Source organism: Pseudomonas sp. MWU16-30317 (assembly GCF_020515695.1).
Taxonomy (GTDB): Bacteria; Pseudomonadota; Gammaproteobacteria; order Pseudomonadales; family Pseudomonadaceae; genus Aquipseudomonas.
Genome location: NZ_JAIWJA010000002.1, coordinates 382,867 through 403,400 on the forward strand (window position 1 = coordinate 382,867; position 20,534 = coordinate 403,400).

Below are 20,534 nucleotides of genomic sequence, written 5' to 3' on the forward strand. Positions count from 1 at the left end.
GCCCGTCGATCGACGGGCTTTTTTTCTCTTCCGTGTCAAACTTGGTGCTTATTCGCTTTGCATAAGCCAGCGCCAAGGATGCCCGCATGTCTCCCCGTATGTATCAATATCTCTGCCGCCCCTGGCGTCTGCTTGTGCGGGTTTTATTGCTATGTGCCGTTGCGAATGGCGCCTGGGCGGCGCAGGCCCTGCCGTTTACTTTGGTGCAGCCGATCGCCCAGCTGGCGCCCATGGCGTTGGCTCCGGCGGAGCAGCAGTGGCTGCAAAAGCATCAACAGACGCTGCGCATCGGCATGTCGATCAACGACAACGAACCTCTGGATATCGCCGTCGATCGCAACCGCTACCAGGGCGTGAGTGCCGACTACCTGAACCTGATACGCGCCCGGCTGGGTGTCACCCTGCAGATCCATGGGTTTACGCGCCGTGACGATGCCATCGAGGCGCTGCACCAGGGCGACATCGATGTACTCACCGCATCGAATAGTTACGAGCAGGGTTTTGCCGGCCTGGCGTTTACCAGCCCTTATCTGTTCGATCGTCCTGTACTGGCCCGTCGCAGCGATGATATCCGCCAGAGCGGCGACGGTCTTGACGATCAACGCGTGGCAGTGGTGGAAGGTTATGCTTCGGTCGACGCGGTACAAAGGGCCTATCCGAGCAGCCGTGTGGTGGTCGCTCCCAGTTTAAGCAGTGCCTTGGAGGCGCTAAGGCAGGGCGCGGTCGACGCGGTGATCGGCAACGAAATTATCCTGCGCTCCTATATGGCACTGCGGCCCTACGTGGAGTTGCGCATCACCGGTGACAGTCGTCTGTCGTCCAGCGGCTTTGCCTTTGCCATTCGTAACACTGATGCGCCGCTCACGGCGATGTTCGATCGAGCGCTGGGCAGTCTTCAGGGCGCTTTGCAGCGTGAAATTCTTGGCCGCTGGACTTCGGGGCTGGGTGCCGGAATCGCTCAGCGTCCGGTGCAACTCGATAGCGACGAGCAATCCTGGATTGCTGCTCACCCCAAGGTTCAGGTCGCGGCCACCGAATATGCGCCCTATCTGTACCGGGATCGCCAGGGTCGCTGGGTCGGGCTTAATGTCGATATTCTGGCAGCGCTGTCGCAGATGACCGGCCTGCAGTTCGAGTACGTCCATGCCAGTTCGATCGCCCAGAGCCTCGACCTGCTCAAGAGCGGCCGGGCGCAGATGAACACTACCCTCAGCGAGACCTCGGAACGCCGGTCTCTACTGGAGTTCACCCATTCATATGGTGGGCAGAGTTGGGTCTTCATCCTGCGCCGTGACGGCGTTGCGTTTGATTCCCTCGAGGAAATGGACGACCGAGTGCTGGCCCTGCCGGCGCAGCATGCACTGGAAGATTTCATTCGTCGCGAGTATCCGCAGATCCGCCTCAAGCAGGTGGCGACCATGGATCAGGCCCGAGATGCCGTCGCTCGTGGTCAGGCTGACGCCACCATCGACAGCGAAGTCGGCGCCTATCGGGCGGTCCAGCGCGAAAGCGATAACGGGCTGACGGTCGGGCGCAGTCTCGACGGCGCGTGGTCTCCGGACCGCTTTTCGGTCACGTTGGCCAATCCACAGCTGACGAGTATCCTCAACAAGGCGCTCGAAGCCTTCCCAGTGGCAGATTTGCGCGCCATTCGCCTCAAGTGGCTTGGGGCGGCCCTGCCCGAGGTGCCGGTGTGGCAACGCATTGCACCTTGGGTCTACTGGGGGGCTGCCGTTGCCGGCCTTATCGCCTTGATATCACTGCTTTGGAGCGGTCGCTTGCGGGTGCAGATTGCCCAGCGACAGCGCGCCGAGGAAGCCCTCAGCGATCAGTTGGTCTTCCAGAAGGCGCTGCTCGATGGCATTCCCAATCCGATCTATGTGCGCGATCTGGAAGGGCGGCTGCTGTCATGCAACCGCAGTTACGAAGAATGCTTCGCGACGCGTTTCGAGCGTATCAAGGGATTGCAATTGCCCGAGGTTGGCTTGATCGGCGCCGAAGACGCGCAGCGCGTCCACGCCGACTATCTCAAACAGCTTGAAAACCCAAAGCCGGTATTCATCGATCGGCAAATAGAACTGGGGGGCAAACGGATCGATGCCTACCAGTGGACGGTGCCGTTCTATCGTGCAGATGGCCAGTTGCAAGGGTTGTTGGGCGGCTGGATCGATATCACCGAGCGCAAGCGCCTAGAGGTCGCGCTCACCGAGGCGAGGCAGGCGGCGGAAGACGCCAATCTGGCGAAAAGCTCTTTCCTTGCGACCATGAGCCACGACATTCGTACACCACTGTCGGCGATCATCGGTTTGCTGGAGCTTGAACGGGATACCAGCAGGGCGCGTGGGCAGACGCTCTCCCAGGGGCTGGAAGTCGCCTTTCGTTGCGCCTGCGAATTGCTGGAGCTGGTAGGCGACAGCCTTGACTTGTCGCGTATCGAGGCTGGCAGGCTGGAACTGCACCTGACCCCGGTCGCGCTATCGCCGTTTTTTGCCGACATAGCACGGTTGTTCGAGCCGGAGGCGCGGCGCAAGGGGCTGGACCTCCAGGTGCAGATCGCACTGGGGCTGCAAGGTCAATACTGGATCGATGCGCTGCGCCTGCGTCAGGTCATGCACAACCTGCTCGGGAATGCCCTGAAGTTCACCCACCGAGGGCGAGTGAGCCTGGTGGTCAACGCGCATCTGGAAGGGGCCCTACTGGCACTGGACATCAGGGTAGAGGACACCGGTATCGGTATCGACGCGGCCCAGCAGGCACAGCTGTTCGAGCCCTACGTTCAGGTCGGAGCCGATGCGGCGCAGCTTTATGGCGGGTCGGGGCTGGGGCTGAGCATCTGCCAACGGCTGATCGCCTTGATGGCCGGGCAGATGCAATTGCGCAGCACGCCCGGGCAGGGCACCTGCATCAGCCTCCAGTTACAGGTGCATCAGGTCGAGGTCATCAGCATCAAGGAGCCCCCTGAGCTCACGAGCGCCGTCAGCGCGGATCTGGTACCGCGAATGTTGCACGTGTTGATTGCCGATGACCTGTCTTCCAACCGCTTGGTGTTGAGCCGACAATTGGAGTACCTCGGCCATCAGGTCGAGGCAGTGGCTGGCGGGGAAGACGCCTTGATAGCCTGGCAGGACGGCGATTTCGATGTGTTGATCAGCGACTGCAACATGCCGGGTATCAGCGGTTACGAGCTGGCCACGCGGATCCGCGAGTTGGAGATCGAACAGGAGCTGGCGCCTACGCCCATCATCGGTTATACCGCCAACGTCATGAATGACGAGCGTCAGCGCTGTGAAGAAGCCGGGATGGACCTGTGGCTGCCCAAGCCTCTGTCGCTCGATGCGCTGAGCCAGGCATTGACACAATTGACCCGCCCAAGACATTTCGATCCAGCGACCTTGCAGGCCTTGACCCACGCCAATGCTCAGTTGCTACAGCGGATGCTGAGCGAGCTCGACAGCAATCTCGAAGAGGAACTCGAACGGCTGCATGATGCAGTCGAGGCTTTGGACTGGCCGATGCTGGAAGGCGTGCTGCATCGGCTCAAAGGGGTATGTGCCATGATCGATGCCGGGCCGTTGGCCAAGGCTTGCGGCCAGTTTGGCAAAGGCTGCTCCGCTCGCCATGAGCAGCAGGTACGGCAGGACTGGCCAACGTTCAGGGCGGCCATCGAGGACTTGCAGGCCGATATCTTGCGAACTTTGCGGGGCATGGTCGCTGACGAATGACGTGAAGTGCACAGACCGCAGCGAACCGTCCTACGACGGTTTCAGATTCGTCCTATAGCTGCTCTTCGGCCGGATCTTTAGAGTGCCTGATATCGCGGCACTCGGCCGTATCGCTTCTGGAGGCTGGTCCATGCGCTCACTCAGAGTTCTGATCCTCGAAGACAACCCGTTTCAATTGATGGCGCTGCACCAGATGCTCAACGCCAGTGGTGTCTATGACGTACTGGTCGCCGCTACCGTGACCGATGCCTGTCGCTCCCTGGCGCGGCGTGGCAGCGTCGACCTGGTGATATGCGACCTTGATCCGGATCGTACCGGCAGTGGTCTCGATCTGATACGTCATCTGGCGGTCAGCCGTCAGGCCGAAGCCTTGATCATTCTCAGCAATGCCGATGAGGCCCTGCGCGAAGATGCAGCGCGGCTGGCGCGACAATCCGGATTATGGGTGCTGGCGGCACTGAGCAAACCGGCCTCGACCCGGACCTTGCACCTGTTGCTGGAGGTTTATCAGCAGAACACCCGCTCCTCGGCTCGCGCCTTGGCGGCCTTGTGATCTGGACTCAGCTCAGGCCCTGTTCCTGCAAATAGATAAACAGCGCAGCATCGTTGGTGACCCCCAGCTTGCGCATGGCACTGACTTTCTGTGCACTGACCGTTTGTTTGCTGCGGTGCAGGCGGCCGGCGATTTCACTCACCGACAGCCCCGAGGCCAATAATCGAGCAACTTCCAGCTCCTTGGCCGAGAGCTCCACGGTGTTCAGGCCTCCAGCCGTATCTGCGGTGTCACCAGTCTGCAGGGTCTGGGAGACCGATTGGGCAATGTATAATTTGCCTTGGCGTAAATGCTCGATTGCCGTCGGCAGCTCGCCGGCCAGGCTGCCTTTGCCCAGCAGCCCAAGGACTCCGAGCTTGAGCATTGAACGGAACAGCGCGGCGTTGTTGAGCATGGTCACCACCAGGATCGGCAACTGCGGCCAGCCCCGGCGTATGCTCTCCATCAAGCGCAAGCCGTCGTTCTGCTTGTCTACTGGCATCATGAAGTCGCTGATCAGCACGTCACACGGTGTAGTCTGCAGGCAAGCCAGAAGGCTCTGGGGGCCATCCGCTTCGGCAACCACTTTGATTGTAGGGTCTTGTTCCAGTACGGCACGCAAACCCAGGCGGAAGATCGGATGGTCGTCCGCCAGTACGATGCGCAGTGGCGAGTCGGGCGAAGTGCTCACGAGCGCGCCCCCTCGGAAAATTCATGAAACATTATATCCGGCATCCCTGCTTTCCCCCGCTTCGTCAGCCTGTCATGTGCACTGTGCAATGTGCTTGGAGGAAGCCGGACCGGATCGAACTTTTTTGATCGGTCGACAGTCATTGATAGGCAACCTTTATTCTTGACGAGTGAGTGGTGATCGTATTGGAAAATATCAGCTTGCTGTTGAATGAAGCCCTGAGCCCCTATCTGGTCAGCGTGGGGCCCGTCGATACACTTGGAAATCGCCGTATCGCAGTCAAGGACCAGCATGGACTACTAATGGCCGAACGCCTGGTCAATCGTAGCCAGCTTACCGACAATCGTACCCTGATCGATGTCGTCGATGGATTTCATCGCGATCTCCTGGTTGCCGAGGGTCGACTACAGCCCTGTGTCATTGCCGCCCTGCAGCACGCCGCGCAATCGCGCCAGGTTTTTTCCGCCGGGATGTAGCGACGAGGCAGGCGGATGAGGAACCTTTCTAGCAGGCACTACTCGAATTTTGCAAGGGCAGGCCGTTGACATTGTGCTCCGATGTCCTTGACCTGTCGTGCTGGTCCGCAAGGGCCATGTTGACCCCGATCGGCTTCCCCACCGGTTGGGGTTTCTTTTGTCCGGGTTAAAAAGCAGGCTTGGAAGGTCTCAGCGCGACGGCATGGCCGCAGTAGCCTTGTCGCTGAAGAAGCTCTTGGCATCCTCCAGGTAATGGTCACGTGAATCGTGGTCCAGCCAACTGGCATAAAACAGCGGGAGCATGTCCTGACGCAAGGTTTCAAGGACAGGATTGATGCGGCTGATGGCCTGTTGGCCGTCGGCGTTGTCGCTGCAGCCGACATGATTGAACTGGTATTTCTCTACGCCCTTGATCGCAAGGAAGCTGAACTCATCGGCGCCCATGCCTTGCTGCCTGGCCACATAGCGCGCCTCGATCAAGTAGCCGATCAGCGCCTGCAGACGGCCGCGCTGTTCCATCTGCATCAAGCTGCTGACCGCATCGTTACCATAGTGGGGCGATAACATGTCCGCTGGCGCGTGTTTCAATATTTGATCGATAAATGGCCCATAGCTGCGCTCGGCGACCCTACCGACTTTCAATTTGCCACTCTGCAGCAAGGCATCGAGATCGACTTCGCCGTTTTCCATGAAGGGTGCGAACTGCGGTCGATCGGCCGAACGAATGATCAGGCCATTGCTGTATGTGACCACGCTAGGGATGGAAAAAGCGATGAACGTGGCGCGTTCGGGGCTCCACAGCAGGGTCGGATCGCACCGCAAGCCGGGCTCGTGGAGCATTTGCATGGCCCGCGCGCGGTTGACCCGTTGAATCACGTGATCGTATTGAGGCAGGCGCTGGATGAGCAGGGCGAGGGTTCTGTCCACCGCGCCCTGATTGCGTTGCGCGCCTTCAAAAATGGTCAGCGGAGGCAGTTCGCGCAGCAGCCACACCAGGGTTTCCTTGGCTTGAACCTGGGGTATGAAGGCCATGTTCAAACCAATGGCCAGGCACGCGCCAAGACATGCTTTCATCGGAACCAGAGGCCACCACCGAATCCATGGGCTGATGCGTAAAGCCATTGCGCGGGAGACTCCTGCATGCCAGTTGATGCCTTCGGCGCAGTTGTAGCATAGCCGTGGCATCGGCGTAACCGTTTGTCCGGGTTTCGTGCAAACGCGTGCCATCAGTTAGACTGGGCGACTTTTTCCGTTTCCAGAAGCGTCCTCATGGCCCAGCCGTCCACGACCTACAAGTTCGAACTGAATCTTACCGACCTCGATCGCAACGTCTACGAGAGCGTCAAGCAGACCATCGCCCGCCATCCCTCTGAAACCGAGGAGCGCATGACCGTGCGTTTGCTGGCCTACGCCTTGTGGTACAACGAACAGCTGTCGTTTGGCCGTGGCCTGTCGGACGTCGACGAGCCGGCGCTGTGGGAAAAAAGCCTGGATGATCGGGTCCTGCACTGGATCGAAGTCGGCCAGCCGGATGCCGATCGCCTGACTTGGTGCTCGCGCCGTACCGAGCGCACCAGTCTGCTGGCCTATGGCAGCCTGCGCGTCTGGGAAGGCAAGGTCATCCCGGCGATCAAGAACCTGAAAAACGTCAATATCGCTGCGGTCCCTCAAGACGTTCTCGAAATCCTGGCCAAGGACATGCCCCGGGTGATCAAGTGGGACGTGATGATCGATGAAGGCACGGTGTTCGTGACCGATGACCGCGGCCAGCACGAAGTGCAATTGCAATGGCTGCAAGGCGAGCGCGGCTGACCCATGCGTATCGAACCCCGTCCGCTGCCCGCTACCCTGCCATTTCTCGGTGATCTGCCACCCTTGTTGACGCGGTTGTACGCGGCCCGAGGTGTCAGTAGCGAGGCCGAGCTGGACAAGAGCCTGGCGCGGTTGATTCCGTTCCAGCAACTCAAAGGGATCGATGCCGCGGTGGCCCTGTTGGTCACTGCGCTGGAGCAGCGTCAGCGCATCCTGATCGTCGGCGATTTCGACGCCGACGGTGCCACCGCCAGCACGGTCGGTGTGCTGGGGTTGCGTCTGTTAGGCGCTGCCCATGTCGATTACCTGGTGCCGAGCCGCTTCAAGTTCGGCTACGGCTTGACCCCCGAGATCGTTGCCGTGGCGCTGGAGCGCGAGCCGCAGTTGCTGGTGACGGTCGATAACGGCATTTCCAGTATCGAGGGCGTGGCGGCGGCCAAGGCGGCGGGCCTGCAAGTACTGGTCACCGATCACCATTTGCCGGGTACCGAATTGCCCGCCGCCGACGCGATCGTCAATCCCAACCAGCCCGGCTGTGAGTTCCCCAGCAAGGCACTGGCCGGTGTTGGCGTGATGTTCTATGTGCTGATGGCGCTGCGGGCACGTCTGCGCGAGTTGGGCTGGTATGCCAGCACGCCGCAGCCGAATATCGGCGAACTGCTCGACCTGGTGGCCTTGGGCAGCGTTGCCGACGTGGTGCCGCTGGACGCCAACAATCGCATTCTCGTGCATCAGGGCCTGGAGCGCATCCGTGCCGGCCGCGCCCGTCCGGGTATCAAGGCGATTCTGGAAGTGGCCAAGCGCGATGCCGCCCGCATTACCTCCACCGACCTGGGTTTTATCATCGGCCCGCGGCTCAACGCGGCTGGACGCCTGGACGACATGAGCCTGGGGATCGAATGCCTGCTCAGTCGCGATCCGGCCAGCGCCCGGGAGATGGCCGAAGAACTGGACGGCATGAACCAGGATCGTAAAAACATCGAGCAAGGCATGCAGCGTGAAGCCTTGGCGCAGCTCAAGGAACTGCCGCTGGAGTCGATGCCGTTCGGCCTGTGCCTGTTCGACGCCGACTGGCACCAAGGGGTGATCGGGATTCTCGCTTCACGCCTCAAGGAGCGTTACCACCGCCCGACCATCGCCTTTGCCGATGCGGGGGAGGGGCTGCTCAAGGGCTCGGCGCGTTCGGTGCCGGGTTTCCATATTCGCGATGCGCTCGAAGCGGTCAATGCTCGCCATCCGGGCTTGATGAGCAAGTTCGGTGGGCACGCCATGGCGGCAGGCCTGACCCTGACCGAGGCCAATTTTGCGGTCTTTGCCGAGGCCTTCGACACGGAGGTCCGCCGTCAGCTGCACGCTGAGGACCTGACCGGCCGCCTGCTGTCTGACGGCGCGCTGGCGGTCGAGGAGTTTCACCTCGAACTGGCCCGTGCGCTGCGCCATGCCGGGCCTTGGGGCCAGCATTTCCCCGAGCCGCTGTTCCATGGTGTGTTTCAGCTGGCCGAGCAGCGGGTAGTGGGCGAGCGTCATCTCAAGGTCGTGCTCAAGAGTGAGTGCGGCACGGTCAAGCTCGATGGCATTGCCTTTGGCGTCGACCGTGAGGTATGGCCCAACCCAACCGTGCGCTGGGTGGAACTGGCCTACAAACTCGACGTCAACGAGTACCGCGGGCAAGAAACCGTGCAGTTGATGATCGCCCACATAGAGCCTCGCTAGGAACCTGCAAGCGCCGGTGGTTGTCGACTGATCTCTAGAGACTGCCGCACGGCGGGTGCTATGTTGCACGCCCGACTGCGGTCCAGTTTCGCAGCCGTACGATAATCACAGAGGTGGCCCATGAGCCTGCTGCTCCAACCCTTTACTTTGCGTCAGTTGACGCTGCGAAACCGCATCGTGGTCTCGCCGATGTGCCAATACTCGGCTGCCGATGGCTTGGCCAACGACTGGCATCTGGTGCACCTGGGCAGTCGCGCGGTCGGCGGCGCGGGCGTGGTGTTTACCGAGGCGGTCGCGGTCACCGAAGACGGACGCATCACCCCCGAGGACCTTGGTCTGTGGCACGACGGGCAGATCGAACCGCTGCAACGTATCACCCGCTTCATTACTGCCCAAGGTGCAGTGCCGGCCATTCAGCTGGCCCATGCCGGGCGCAAGGCCAGTACCTGGCGGCCATGGCTGGGCAAAAGTGGCAGCATCCCCGTCGGCGACGGCGGCTGGCAGCCGGTAGGGCCATCGAAAATCGCCTTCGACCCTAAGCACACCGCGCCCACCGAGCTCGATGAAACGCAGATCAAGCACATCATCCAGACCTTCGTCGACGCGGCGAAACGTTCCTTGACGGCGGGTTTCAAGATCGCCGAGTTGCACGCCGCCCACGGCTACCTGTTGCACCAGTTCCTCTCGCCGTTAAGCAATCAGCGCCGCGATCAGTACGGCGGCTCGTTCGACAACCGGATTCGTTTCGTTCTAGAAGTGACCAAGGCGGTACGCGAAGTCTGGCCAGAGGACCTGCCCCTTTTCGTGCGGGTATCGGCCACTGACTGGGTCGAAGACGGCTGGAATCCGGATGAAACCGTCGAGCTGGCGCGGCGCTTGAAGCAATTGGGCGTCGACCTGATAGACGTGTCATCGGGTGGTACCGCCAGCAGCGCCGAGATCCCGACGGGACCCGGCTATCAGACGCGCTTCGCCGAGCGTGTGCGTCAGGAGTCGGAGCTGGCCACCGGGACGGTGGGGATGATTACCGATCCGGCGCAGGCCGAGCATATCCTGCGTACCGGTCAGGCGGATCTGATTTTCCTGGCGCGCGAATTGTTGCGTGACCCTTACTGGCCGCTGCACGCCGATGATGATCTGGGCGGCCGAGTGGCCACCTGGCCGGCGCAATACCAGCGCGCCACGCACCGGGATCAGCCGATCCACGAGTCCGATCTGCGCGACTAGGCACCGCATGATGCCCACCTCCTGTAGGAGCGAGCTCTGCCCGCCAAGCCTTCAAAGCCTCGCGGGCATAGCCGCTCTCACAGGGGGCCTGCTTCAGTAGGTGTACTTGCGCTTGTCCGCCGCCGGCGGGAAGTACTGGTATAACCACGTCTCGCTCAACGTGCGGTCGGCCGTCTTGATGAACATGCGCATGTTCACCGGGTCGACCTTGTCGTTGGTCGGGTACCAATCGAACAGCACGCGGTAGCCCTTGATGTCTGGCAGCCAGAGGATCTGGAAGTCCTTGACCTCGCCATTGGACACCGTCACCACAGGCTCGATGTGAGTGCCATCCGCAAGTTTCTCCAGGCCGCCGCCCGCGAAGTCCACCGCGAAGCGTCGTGCCCACACGTCCGGATAGTGCTCGCCCGGCGCCCAGCCTTCGGTAAACCCACCCATGCCCGTGCGCGTCGCCGCCACTTGCGCCAGCGGTGTGCTCACCGGCGGTAGCGCGCTCCAGTACAGCTTGTAGCCATAGTTGAGGGATTCACCGGCCTTGACCGGGTCCTTGGGCGTCCAGAACGCCACGATGTTGTCCAGCGTCTCGCCCGTGGTCGGCAATTCCATCAGGTCGATGGAGCCTTCACCCCAAGGCGTCGTCGGCTCGACCCAAAGGCTCGGCCGCTCGTGGTACCCGTCGACGGTGTCCTGGTAGCTGGCGAAATTATGGTCGGTCTGCACCAGGCCGAAGCCCTTGGGATCCTTGTCGACGAAGGTGTTGAACTGGATATGCTCAGGGTTGTTCAGCGGCCGACAGATCCACTCGCCGTTGCCGCGCCACATGGCCAGGCGGTCGGAGTCGTGGATCTGCGGGTGAATGGTGTCGCACATGCGGCGCTCGCTGGTACCGCAGCTGAACATGGTGGTCATCGGCGCGATGCCCAGTTGCTTGATGTCCTTGCGGGCATTGATGTGGGCGTCGATGGCCATCACCACCTGCTTGGCCTGGCAATCGATATCGAAGCGATAGGCGCCGGTGGCGCTCGGCGATTCGAGCAGGGCATAGACCACGAAACGGGTGCCATCCTTGCTCGGAGCCTCGAACCAGAACTTGGTGAAGTCGGGGAATTCTTCCGGGCCGCCGGCATAGGTGTCGATGGCCAGGCCGCGCGCCGACAGACCGTACTGACCCGTGGCATCCACTGCGCGGAAGTAACTGGCGCCGAGGAACGAGAGGATATCGTGGTGATCGATTTCCGGTGCCTTGAACAAGCGAAAACCGGCAAAGCCCAGGTCACCCTTGAGCTGCTGGGTGTCGATCTTGGAGTCGGCATAGTTGAACAGCTCGGGGCGGAAATGCACTTCGCGCGCCTGCTGGCTGGCGGTGTCGACGCTGTACATGCGTACTGGGGTCTTGAAACCCATGCCGACGTGGAAGAACTGCACATCCAGTTGACCGTGCAGGTCGTACCACAGCGAATGCTTGGCGTCGTACTTGATGGCGTTGAATTGCAGCGGGTTCATGTTGGCCAAGGTGGCAGGCAAGACCTGCTTGCGATCCACGAAGCCTTTGCCGGCCAGGTCCTTGGCGTGGGCCTTGAGCCCGTCGAAGCTGAACTTTTCCAGCTCACCATCGGCTGTGGCGGCCATGGCCTGGGCAGCGAACAGCCCGGCAGAAGACAGACCGGTGTAAGCCGCAATGGCCATCGAGGCTTTCAGAAGGTTCCGGCGGTGCATAGATAACCCTGTACAGAAGGAGTCCCAGCCGCTCCGTGCGGCATGAAAGGGATGCAAATGGCGTTCGGATATCCGTGGGTCCGAGTGTGACAAGACCCTAAAGAGATACCTGATATGGGGTGTGGTTCGCCAGAGGGCTGATTATTTTTTAACAAAGGATGTCTGGTGAGTGCCTCTAATTGATGAAGCGCGGCAACATTCGGAAGCATTTCTCCTGAAGCGGGGCGACAACGCTCGCCGTAATCTCCCTGAACCCGTTTCGCCAACCCCTAGTGGAGATTGCCCGATGAATACCCGTGGATTGCTCGATCAGTTGCTCAAATCCGGCCAGCAGATGCTGCAAAACAAGTCCGCCGGTTCCGCCTCCCACAAAGGCGCAGCGGGCCTGGGGGATCTGACCGGCTTGCTGTCGGGCGCGGGCGGCGGCGCACTGGCTGCCGGGGCCATCGGCCTGTTGATGGGCAGCAAGAAGGCGCGCAACGTCGGCGGCAAGGTCATCACCTATGGCGGGCTGGCCGCGCTCGGGGTGGTGGCCTACAAGGCCTACAGCAACTGGCAGGCCAACCAGCCCGGCCAGACGGCGACCCCGCCGCAGACCATCGATCAGGTGCCGGCGCAGCAAGCTGAGGTGCACAGCCAGGCGATCCTCAAGGCGCTGGTGGCTGCCGCCAAGGCTGACGGTCACGTCGATGACCGTGAGCGCGCGTTGATCGAGGGCGAGTTCGTCAAGCTCGACGCCGATCAGGAGTTCCAGCAATGGTTGCATCTGGAGCTGAACAAACCGTTGGACCCTGCCGAAGTCGCCCGGGCGGCGCAAACGCCGGAAATCGCCGCAGAGATGTATCTGGCCAGCGTGATGATGGTCGACGAGGAGCACTTCATGGAGAAAGCTTACCTGGATGAACTCGCCCGTCAGCTCAAGCTCGATCCGGCATTGCGCGTGGAGCTGGAATCTCAGGTGCGCCAGCTGTAAGCGCCTGAAACCGGGGCCTGCCGAGCGACGAACAGCCCGCCGATACTGGCATTTTGGTAATAAATCTTGCTGGTAATACCCCCGCAGATGGCGGAAAGTACACATATGGTTGCAATATGCAGGGCTGTGCTCTGCCGTTTTCGCTGGCAGGCGAATGTATTCGAGGGGTAATCGTGAAGAACTGGACCTTGCGCCACCGCATTTTGGCGAGTTTTGCCGTCATCATCGCCATCATGTTGTTGATGATCGTCGCCTCCTACACCCGTCTGCAGAAGATCGAAGACAGCTCCGACGACGTGCGCACCGACAGCATGCCCGGGGTCTACTACAGCTCGATGATCCGTAGCGCCTTTGTCGACAGCTATGTCTACACCCAGCAGCTGATCGGCTTGAGCAGCCAGCGCGAGCTGATCAGCTCCGACGAGGAGCAGTACAAAGGGTTCGACGCACGCCTCACCGAGCAGATCGCCAAGTATGAAGGCACCATCCATGACGAGGCCGATCGGGCTGCCTTCAGCGAATTCAAACGCCTCAATACCGTCTACCACGACGTCCTCGAGCGTACCCTCGAAGCCTATCGGCAGAAGCACTTCATGGAGGCTCAGGACCTGGCTCAGACCGACTTGTCGCCAGCCTGGTTTGCAGGTCGCAAGGCGTTGAACGCGGTCATCGAACTCAACAGCAAAGCAGCCGAGAGTGCTACCCAGCAAATCGCCAATGCCGTGACGTCGGCCAAGGTCACCATGGGCGTGGCCTTGCTGGTCGCCGTGATCGCAGCGGGTATTTGCGGCTTTCTGCTGATGCGCACCATCATGGCGCCGATGGAAAAGCTCCTGCGTATTCTTGAGGTCATGCGCACCGGTGACCTCAGTACCCGTTTGCAGCTGGATCGCAAGGACGAGTTCGGCGATCTGGAAATCGGCTTCAATGACATGATGACCAACCTGACGTCCCTGGTTTCCCAGGCTCAGCGCTCTTCGGTGCAGGTCACCACCTCGGTCACCGAGATCGCTGCGACCTCCAAGCAGCAGCAAGCCACCGCGACCGAGACCGCCGCCACGACCACTGAAATCGGCGCCACATCGCGGGAAATCGCCGCGACTTCTCGCGATCTGGTGCGCACCATGACCGAGGTCGCCTCGGCGGCAGACCAGGCCTCCCTGCTGGCCGGCTCCGGTCAGCAAGGCCTGACGCGCATGGAAGAAACCATGCATCAGGTCATGGGCGCCGCTGAACTGGTCAACAACAAGCTGGCCGTGCTCAACGAAAAAGCCGGCAACATCAATCAGGTCGTGGTCACCATCGTCAAGGTCGCCGACCAGACCAACCTGCTGTCGCTCAATGCTGCCATCGAAGCCGAAAAGGCCGGAGAATATGGCCGTGGTTTCGCCGTGGTCGCGACCGAAGTGCGGCGTCTTGCCGACCAGACGGCGGTGGCCACCTACGATATCGAACAGATGGTCCGCGAAATCCAGTCCGCCGTGTCGGCAGGGGTGATGGGCATGGACAAGTTTTCCGAGGAAGTGCGTCGGGGCATGTACGAGGTCACCCAGGTGGGTGATCAACTGAACCAGATCATTCATCAGGTGCAGGCGCTGGCGCCGCGGGTGCTGATGGTCAACGAGGGCATGCAGGCTCAGGCCACCGGTGCCGAACAGATCAACCATGCGCTGGCGCAGCTGAGCGATGCCAGCAGCCAGACCGTCGAATCCCTGCGCCAGGCCAGTTTCGCCATCGACGAGCTCAGCCAGGTAGCGACCGGGTTGCGCGGTGGCGTGTCGCGATTCAAAGTCTGATGACCCAGGTGTCCACCTCGGTACGCGCCGCGGCGCCTGCCACCAGCAAGCTGTTTCTGGTCTTTCAGGTAGGCGGGCAACGCTTCGCCCTGGCGGCGGTAGAGGTGGCGCAGATCCTGCCGTTGTTGCCCCTCAAGCCGATCCCGCGCGCGCCCGGCTGGGTGGCGGGGATCTTCGCTCACCGCGGGCAGGTGGTGCCGGTCATCGATATCGGCGCCTTGACCTTCGATCGACCGGCCGTGGCGCGCACCAGCACGCGCCTTGTGCTGGTGCATTACCGCGGGCAGCCGCAACAGCCTGACGCCTTGCTTGGGCTGATTCTGGAGCAGGCCACCGATACCCTGCGTTGCGATCCGGCCGAGTTCCAGCCCTATGGCCTGGACAATCCGGCGGCGCCGTATCTGGGGCCGGTTCGTGAGGATGCGCTGGGGCTGCTGCAATGGGTCGGGGTCCAGGACCTGCTCGACGATCAGGCGCGCACGATGCTGTATGCGCCGAGCCTGGCTGTCAGCCTGCACGAGGATAACCCTCGATGAATGCTGACGAGCGCTTCTTCAAATACCTGTTCGAGCGCATCGGTCTGGACGTGGCTTCAGTGGGCTCGGCGATGATCGAAAGGGTCGTGGAGCAACGCTGCGCCAGCGCCGGCAGCGCGAATCTGGACGCCTATTGGGACCTGCTGCAGCATTCGGCCGCCGAGCAGCAGGCATTGATCGAGGCGGTGATCGTCCCGGAAACCTGGTTCTTCCGTTATCCCGAATCCTTCGGCGCATTGGCAGGGCTGGCGAAAAAACGTCTGCTGGAGCTCAAATCGTCACGCCCGCTGCGTTTTCTCAGCTTGCCCTGTTCGACCGGCGAGGAGCCTTACTCCATCGCCATGAGCTTGCTTGACGCGGGTATCTGCCCCCAGCAGTTCAAGGTCGACGGTATCGACGTCAGCCCCGCCTCGGTCGTTCGTGCCCAGCGCGCGCACTATGGACGCAACTCCTTTCGCGGCGCGGACTTGAGTTATCGCGAGCGATATTTCACGGCGGTGGGCGAGGGCTATCAGCTCAATGCGCAGGTGTGCGAGCAGGTTCGCTTGCAATCCGGCAATGTGCTCGACCCCAGGTTGCTCGCCAGCGAAGCGCCCTACGATTTTGTGTTTTGCCGCAATCTGTTGATCTACTTCGACGTGCCCACCCAGCAGCGCGTGTTCGACGTGTTGAAGAAGCTGACCCGCGAAGACGGCGCACTGTTCATCGGCCCTGCCGAAGGCAGCTTGCTGGCGAGCATGGGCATGCGTCCGATCGGGATTCCTCAGTCGTTCGCCTTTGTGCGCGACCATCAGGTGCCTGCGCCGACGCCGATACCTGCACCGATCACCGCTGCCAGTCGCCCGCCAGCCGCTGTGCCGGTGCGCATTGCACCTCCCGTGGCAGCGCGAGCGATGTTGGCGCGGACGCCGCGTGACGCTGGCCAGCCGGTTCGATCCGTCGGCATACCGGCAGTCTCGGCGAGAGACAGCGACGCGGCGATATTGCTGGCACGCATTGCTACGCTCGCCAATGAAGGCAACACCGCCCAGGCCCGCGAAACCTGCCAGCAATACTTGCGCGAACATGCGCCCAGCGCCCAGGTGTTCTATTGGCTCGGGTTGCTCAGCGATGTCGCCGGTAATTCGATGGAGGCGCAGGGTTTCTATCGCAAGGCGTTGTATCTGGACCCTCAGCACCCCGAGGCGCTGGCGCATCTGGCCATGCTGCTGGCTGCGCTTGGTGACGCCGCGGGCGCCCGGCGCCTGCAAGAGCGCGCTGCGCGCAGTGAGCGTAAATCATGATCGAGCGCCAAGTGATGGACGTCATCGTCGACGATCAGCCGATCGACGACTGCTGGAACCGCATCGGCGTGCGGGGCGACAAATCCTGCCCGCTGTTGGCCGAGCATATTCATTGCCGCAACTGCGCGGTATACGCTGCGGCGGCGGTGCGCCTGCTGGATCGCTACAGCCTTGGCCAGCAGGACATCGCGGCGCTGCAGTACAGTGAATTGCGTGGCAAGGTCGAAAACCGCTCGTTGCTGGTCTTCCGGCTCGCCGACGAGTGGCTGGCGCTGGCCACTCGCTGCCTGGTCGAGGTCGCGCCGTTGCAACCGGTGCACTCCTTGCCGCACCAGCGCTCGCGCGCTTTGCTGGGCGTCGCCAACGTGCGCGGCGCGCTGGTGGCTTGCCTGTCGCTGGGCGAACTGCTGGGCGTCGACCCCGATACCGTGGTTGCCAGCACTGCGCGCGTGACGCCGCGGATGCTGATTCTGGCGGCGGAAAACGGCTCGGTGGTGGTGCCGGTGGACGAAGTCGATGCGATCCACCGCATCGATCTGTCGGATATTCAAGCCGGCGAAACGCCCAGCGCGGTCGCTGGCGCGCGCTTCACCCGAGCGGTAATGCAATTCAAGGGGCGCAGTTTGCGAGTACTGGATGACGAATTGCTGATGTCGGCTGTGACCCGGAGCCTGACATGACCCCCGATCAAATGCGCGATGCCTCGCTGCTCGAACTCTTCAGTCTGGAGGCCGAAGCCCAGACGCAAGTGCTCAGCGCCGGCCTGCTGGAACTGGAACGCAACCCCACCCAGGCCGATCAACTGGAAGCCTGCATGCGCGCGGCGCATTCGCTCAAAGGCGCGGCGCGGATCGTTGGCGTCGATGCCGGGGTCAGCGTCGCTCACGTCATGGAGGATTGCCTGGTCAGCGCCCAGGAAGGGCGCCTGCGTTTGCAGCCCGAACACATCGATGCGCTGCTGCAAGGCACCGACCTGCTGATGCGCATCGCTACGCCGGGCGACAGCTCCAGCGGGCCGCAGGTGATTGCCGCCTATGTGGCGCGGCTGGCTCAGGTGGTGGATCCGGCCTCGACACCATTGCCTTCTCGGCAAGCCTCGAATCCGGCGTTGGACGCTGCTGCGCTATCGGCGGCGGCCCATGCCCTGTTGGCGTCTGCGTCGGCGGACCTCGACGACGCGGCCATCGGCGAGTCGCCCCTGGAGCCGCTGGAGTCTGCCGAGCAGAGCCTGGGCATGCAGGCCTCTACGCCTGCGCTCAGAGGCAAGCGTGTGCCCGAAGGCGGCGAACGGGTATTGCGGGTAACCGCCGAGCGCCTCAACAGCTTGCTCGATCTGTCGAGCAAGGCGCTGGTCGAGACCCAGCGGCTCAAGCCGTACCTGGCCACCATGCAGCGCCTCAAAAGAATGCAAAGCCAGAGCCTGCGTGCCCTGGACGGCCTCAAGGAGCAACTCGACGCCACATCGCCGAGCGCAGACATTCGCGAGGCGCTGGCTCAGGTGCAAGACCTGTTGGGGGAAACCCAGCAGATGCTGTTGCAGCAGACCGCCGAGCTCGACGAGTTCGGCTGGCATGCCGGTCAGCGCGCGCAATTGCTGTACGACACGGCCCTGGCCTGCCGCATGCGGCCCTTTGCCGATGTGCTGGCGGGGCAGGCACGCATGGTCCGCGATCTGGGCCGGTCGCTGGGCAAGCAAGTGCGCCTGGACATCGAAGGCGAAAAGACCCAGGTCGATCGTGATGTCCTGGAAAAGCTCGAAGCGCCCTTGACCCACTTGCTGCGCAACGCCGTGGATCACGGTATCGAAAGCCCCGAGCAGCGCTTGCTCGCCGGCAAGCCCGCCGAAGGCGTGGTGCGCTTGCGCGCGTCGCACCAGGCTGGGTTGCTGGTGCTTGAGCTCAGTGACGATGGTGCCGGTGTCGACCTGGAACGCTTGCGCACCAATATCGTCGCCCGCCAGCTCTCGCCCGCGCACACCGCCGAGCAGATGAGCGAGGAGGAGCTGCTGTCGTTCCTGTTCCTGCCCGGTTTCAGCATGCGCGACAAGGTCACCGAGGTGTCCGGCCGTGGCGTCGGCCTGGATGCGGTGCAACATGGCATTCGCCAGTTGCGCGGCGCCATCGAGCTGTATCAGAGCGCCGGGCAGGGCAGCCGCTTTCAGCTTGAGGTACCGCTGACCCTGTCGGTGGTGCGCAGTCTGGTGGTCGAAGTCGGCGCCGAGGCCTACGCGTTTCCCTTGGCCCATATCGAGCACACCCTCGACCTGCTCACCGAACAGATCGTCCAGCTCGAAGGGCGTCAGCATTTTTGGTACGAAGGCCGCCATATCGGTCTCGTGGCTGCTACCCAATTGCTGCAACGCCCGGCGGGGCAAGTCACCCAGGACAGCCTCAAGGTCGTGGTGATCCGCGAGCGCGATGCCATCTACGGGGTAGCGGTCGAGCGCTTCATCGGCGAGCGCACTCTGGTAGTGATGCCGCTGGATGTGCGCCTGGGCAAGGTTCAGGATATCTCTGCGGGCGCACTGCTCGATGACGGCTCGGTGGTACTGATCGTCGACGTCGAAGACATGGTGCGCTCGGTGGAAAAACTGCTGACCACTGGTCGCCTCGAGCGCATCGATCGTCGCCAGAACCACGCGGTCGAACAGACTCGCAAACGCGTGCTGGTAGTCGACGACTCGCTCACCGTGCGCGAATTGCAACGCAAGCTGTTGACCAATCGCGGCTACGAAGTGGCGGTCGCGGTGGACGGCATGGACGGCTGGAACGCGCTGCGCAGTGAGGATTTCGATTTGCTGATCACCGACATCGACATGCCCCGCATGGACGGCATCGAGCTGGTGACCTTGCTGCGCCGCGACAGCCGGTTGCAGTCGCTGCCGGTCATGGTGGTGTCGTACAAGGACCGCGAAGAAGATCGACGCCGTGGACTGGACGCCGGAGCGGACTATTATCTGGCCAAAGCCAGTTTCCATGATGATGCGTTACTCGACGCGGTGGTGGAGCTGATTGGGGGGGCACAGGGATGAAGATCGCTATCGTCAACGACATGCCCATGGCTGTCGAGGCACTGCGCCGCGCGCTGGCGTTCGAGCCGGCCCATCAGGTGGTCTGGGTGGCGACCAATGGCCAGGAAGCCGTGGAACATTGCGCCGAACTGACCCCCGACCTGATTCTCATGGACCTGATCATGCCGGTGATGGACGGCGTCGAAGCCACGCGTCAGATCATGGCAAAAACTCCCTGCGCAATCGTCATCGTCACCGTCGATCGCGAGCAGAACGTGCACCGGGTGTTCGAAGCCATGGGCCATGGCGCACTGGATGTGGTCGATACGCCTGCGGTAGGTGGCAGTCATCCGCAAGAAGCGGCGGCGCCCCTGTTGCGCAAGATCCTCAATATCGGCTGGCTGATCGGCCCGCGTGGTCGGGTTGAAAAAACCATCGAGGCGCCGCTGCGCCAAGCCTCGCAGCGCCAAGGGCTGGTGGCCATCGGGTCATCGGCGGGCGGTCCGGCCGCGCTGGAGATCCTCCTCAAGGCACTCCCGGAAAACTTTCCGGCGGCTATTGTGCTGGTGCAGCACGTCGATCAGGTATTTGCCGCCGGCATGGCCGATTGGCTGAGCAGCGAGTCGCGCCTGCCGGTGCGCCTGGCCCGCGAAGGCGAACCACCGCAGCCTGGCACGGTGCTGCTGGCTGGCACCAATCACCATATTCGCTTACAGAAAAATGGAACTTTGGCCTACACTGCCGAGCCGGTGAACGAAATTTATCGTCCTTCTATCGATGTTTTCTTTGAAAGTGTGGCACGCTTCTGGAATGGCGATACGGTGGGGGTACTGTTGACAGGTATGGGGCGCGACGGCGCTCAGGGTCTGAAAATGATGCGTCAGCAAGGCTGGCTGACCATCGCGCAGGATCAGCAAAGCAGTGCCGTTTACGGCATGCCCAAGGCGGCAGCGGCGATTGATGCGGCTGTCGAGATTCATCCCCTGGAGCGGATCGCGCCACGACTTACGGATATTTTTTTTCGATGATTACACGTCTCCCGCCTCG

The 20,534-nt window shown here is 62.0% G+C and carries 16 protein-coding genes; 13 read left to right on the forward strand and 3 right to left on the reverse strand.

Going from position 1 to position 20,534, the window contains the following annotated elements; all coding sequences use genetic code 11:
* Positions 1-86 precede the first annotated feature (86 nt).
* Positions 87-3,722: a transporter substrate-binding domain-containing protein gene (locus tag LIX93_RS06495; protein ID WP_226503193.1), complete on the forward strand. Its 3,636-nt coding sequence runs from the start codon at positions 87-89 to the stop codon at positions 3,720-3,722.
* Positions 3,723-3,852: 130 nt separating this feature from the next.
* On the forward strand, positions 3,853-4,275 hold the full coding sequence (locus LIX93_RS06500) for a response regulator (RefSeq protein ID WP_226503194.1): 423 nt from the start codon (positions 3,853-3,855) through the stop codon (positions 4,273-4,275).
* A gap of 7 nt (positions 4,276-4,282) precedes the next feature.
* On the opposite strand, the gene LIX93_RS06505 is transcribed toward LIX93_RS06500, so the two are convergent.
* A complete protein-coding gene (locus LIX93_RS06505; protein ID WP_226503195.1) occupies positions 4,283-4,945 on the reverse strand; it encodes a response regulator in 663 nt (220 codons plus the stop codon).
* A 185-nt stretch (positions 4,946-5,130) separates the two neighbouring features.
* Here LIX93_RS06505 and LIX93_RS06510 point away from each other — a divergent pair, with 185 nt between their 5' ends.
* A complete protein-coding gene (locus LIX93_RS06510; protein WP_226503682.1) occupies positions 5,131-5,421 on the forward strand; it encodes a DUF3509 domain-containing protein in 291 nt (96 codons plus the stop codon).
* Between the two features lie 189 nt (positions 5,422-5,610).
* On the opposite strand, the gene LIX93_RS06515 is transcribed toward LIX93_RS06510, so the two are convergent.
* Positions 5,611-6,453: a TIGR02285 family protein gene (locus tag LIX93_RS06515; RefSeq protein ID WP_226503196.1), complete on the reverse strand. Its 843-nt coding sequence runs from the start codon at positions 6,451-6,453 to the stop codon at positions 5,611-5,613.
* A gap of 237 nt (positions 6,454-6,690) precedes the next feature.
* Here LIX93_RS06515 and LIX93_RS06520 point away from each other — a divergent pair, with 237 nt between their 5' ends.
* From LIX93_RS06520 to LIX93_RS06530, 3 genes are all read left to right on the forward strand, one after another.
* Positions 6,691-7,233, forward strand: coding sequence for a YaeQ family protein (locus LIX93_RS06520; protein WP_226503197.1), 543 nt, complete (start codon positions 6,691-6,693; stop codon positions 7,231-7,233).
* 3 nt (positions 7,234-7,236) lie between these two features.
* Positions 7,237-8,946, forward strand: a complete 1,710-nt coding sequence (gene recJ, locus LIX93_RS06525) for a single-stranded-DNA-specific exonuclease RecJ (protein WP_226503198.1) — start codon at positions 7,237-7,239, stop codon at positions 8,944-8,946.
* A 120-nt stretch (positions 8,947-9,066) separates the two neighbouring features.
* Positions 9,067-10,173 (forward strand): NADH:flavin oxidoreductase/NADH oxidase, encoded by a 1,107-nt coding sequence (locus LIX93_RS06530; protein ID WP_226503199.1) that lies wholly within the window; start codon positions 9,067-9,069, stop codon positions 10,171-10,173.
* 93 nt (positions 10,174-10,266) lie between these two features.
* Here the strand turns inward: LIX93_RS06530 and LIX93_RS06535 are convergent, their stop codons facing one another.
* Complete coding sequence (locus LIX93_RS06535; RefSeq protein ID WP_226503200.1) at positions 10,267-11,889, reverse strand: glucan biosynthesis protein D; 1,623 nt, start codon at positions 11,887-11,889, stop codon at positions 10,267-10,269.
* 286 nt (positions 11,890-12,175) lie between these two features.
* Between LIX93_RS06535 and LIX93_RS06540 the strand changes: the two genes are divergently transcribed.
* The 7 genes from LIX93_RS06540 (at position 12,176) to LIX93_RS06570 (ending at position 20,515) form a co-directional block, all read left to right on the forward strand.
* The gene (locus LIX93_RS06540) at positions 12,176-12,862 is read left to right on the forward strand and encodes a DUF533 domain-containing protein (RefSeq protein WP_226503201.1); all 687 of its coding nucleotides are present in this window, start codon (positions 12,176-12,178) and stop codon (positions 12,860-12,862) included.
* Between the two features lie 173 nt (positions 12,863-13,035).
* Complete coding sequence (locus LIX93_RS06545; protein WP_226503202.1) at positions 13,036-14,658, forward strand: methyl-accepting chemotaxis protein; 1,623 nt, start codon at positions 13,036-13,038, stop codon at positions 14,656-14,658.
* A complete protein-coding gene (locus LIX93_RS06550; protein ID WP_226503203.1) occupies positions 14,658-15,194 on the forward strand; it encodes a chemotaxis protein CheW in 537 nt (178 codons plus the stop codon). The genes LIX93_RS06545 and LIX93_RS06550 overlap by 1 nt, the downstream gene beginning before the upstream one ends.
* A complete protein-coding gene (locus LIX93_RS06555; protein WP_226503204.1) occupies positions 15,191-16,477 on the forward strand; it encodes a protein-glutamate O-methyltransferase CheR in 1,287 nt (428 codons plus the stop codon). Before LIX93_RS06550 ends, LIX93_RS06555 begins: the two co-directional genes overlap by 4 nt.
* Positions 16,474-17,157 carry a chemotaxis protein CheW gene (locus LIX93_RS06560; protein WP_226503205.1) on the forward strand — a complete coding sequence of 228 codons (684 nt, stop codon included), beginning with the start codon at positions 16,474-16,476 and terminating at the stop codon, positions 17,155-17,157. Before LIX93_RS06555 ends, LIX93_RS06560 begins: the two co-directional genes overlap by 4 nt.
* Positions 17,154-19,508: a hybrid sensor histidine kinase/response regulator gene (locus LIX93_RS06565; protein ID WP_226503206.1), complete on the forward strand. Its 2,355-nt coding sequence runs from the start codon at positions 17,154-17,156 to the stop codon at positions 19,506-19,508. The genes LIX93_RS06560 and LIX93_RS06565 overlap by 4 nt, the downstream gene beginning before the upstream one ends.
* Positions 19,505-20,515, forward strand: coding sequence for a chemotaxis response regulator protein-glutamate methylesterase (locus LIX93_RS06570; RefSeq protein WP_226503207.1), 1,011 nt, complete (start codon positions 19,505-19,507; stop codon positions 20,513-20,515). The genes LIX93_RS06565 and LIX93_RS06570 overlap by 4 nt, the downstream gene beginning before the upstream one ends.
* Positions 20,516-20,534 lie beyond the last annotated feature (19 nt).

Excerpts from the sequence above, each read along its gene's own strand:
- LIX93_RS06495 (WP_226503193.1), top strand. The coding sequence starts at position 87 with ATGTCTCCCCGTATGTATCAATATCTCTGCCGCCCCTGGCGTCTGCTT.
- LIX93_RS06500 (WP_226503194.1), top strand. The coding sequence starts at position 3,853 with ATGCGCTCACTCAGAGTTCTGATCCTCGAAGACAACCCGTTTCAATTG.
- LIX93_RS06515 (WP_226503196.1), bottom strand. The coding sequence starts at position 6,453 with ATGGCCTTCATACCCCAGGTTCAAGCCAAGGAAACCCTGGTGTGGCTG.
- LIX93_RS06520 (WP_226503197.1), top strand. The coding sequence starts at position 6,691 with ATGGCCCAGCCGTCCACGACCTACAAGTTCGAACTGAATCTTACCGAC.
- recJ (WP_226503198.1), top strand. The coding sequence starts at position 7,237 with ATGCGTATCGAACCCCGTCCGCTGCCCGCTACCCTGCCATTTCTCGGT.
- LIX93_RS06530 (WP_226503199.1), top strand. The coding sequence starts at position 9,067 with ATGAGCCTGCTGCTCCAACCCTTTACTTTGCGTCAGTTGACGCTGCGA.
- LIX93_RS06535 (WP_226503200.1), bottom strand. The coding sequence starts at position 11,889 with ATGCACCGCCGGAACCTTCTGAAAGCCTCGATGGCCATTGCGGCTTAC.
- LIX93_RS06540 (WP_226503201.1), top strand. The coding sequence starts at position 12,176 with ATGAATACCCGTGGATTGCTCGATCAGTTGCTCAAATCCGGCCAGCAG.
- LIX93_RS06550 (WP_226503203.1), top strand. The coding sequence starts at position 14,658 with ATGACCCAGGTGTCCACCTCGGTACGCGCCGCGGCGCCTGCCACCAGC.
- LIX93_RS06555 (WP_226503204.1), top strand. The coding sequence starts at position 15,191 with ATGAATGCTGACGAGCGCTTCTTCAAATACCTGTTCGAGCGCATCGGT.
- LIX93_RS06560 (WP_226503205.1), top strand. The coding sequence starts at position 16,474 with ATGATCGAGCGCCAAGTGATGGACGTCATCGTCGACGATCAGCCGATC.
- LIX93_RS06565 (WP_226503206.1), top strand. The coding sequence starts at position 17,154 with ATGACCCCCGATCAAATGCGCGATGCCTCGCTGCTCGAACTCTTCAGT.
- LIX93_RS06570 (WP_226503207.1), top strand. The coding sequence starts at position 19,505 with ATGAAGATCGCTATCGTCAACGACATGCCCATGGCTGTCGAGGCACTG.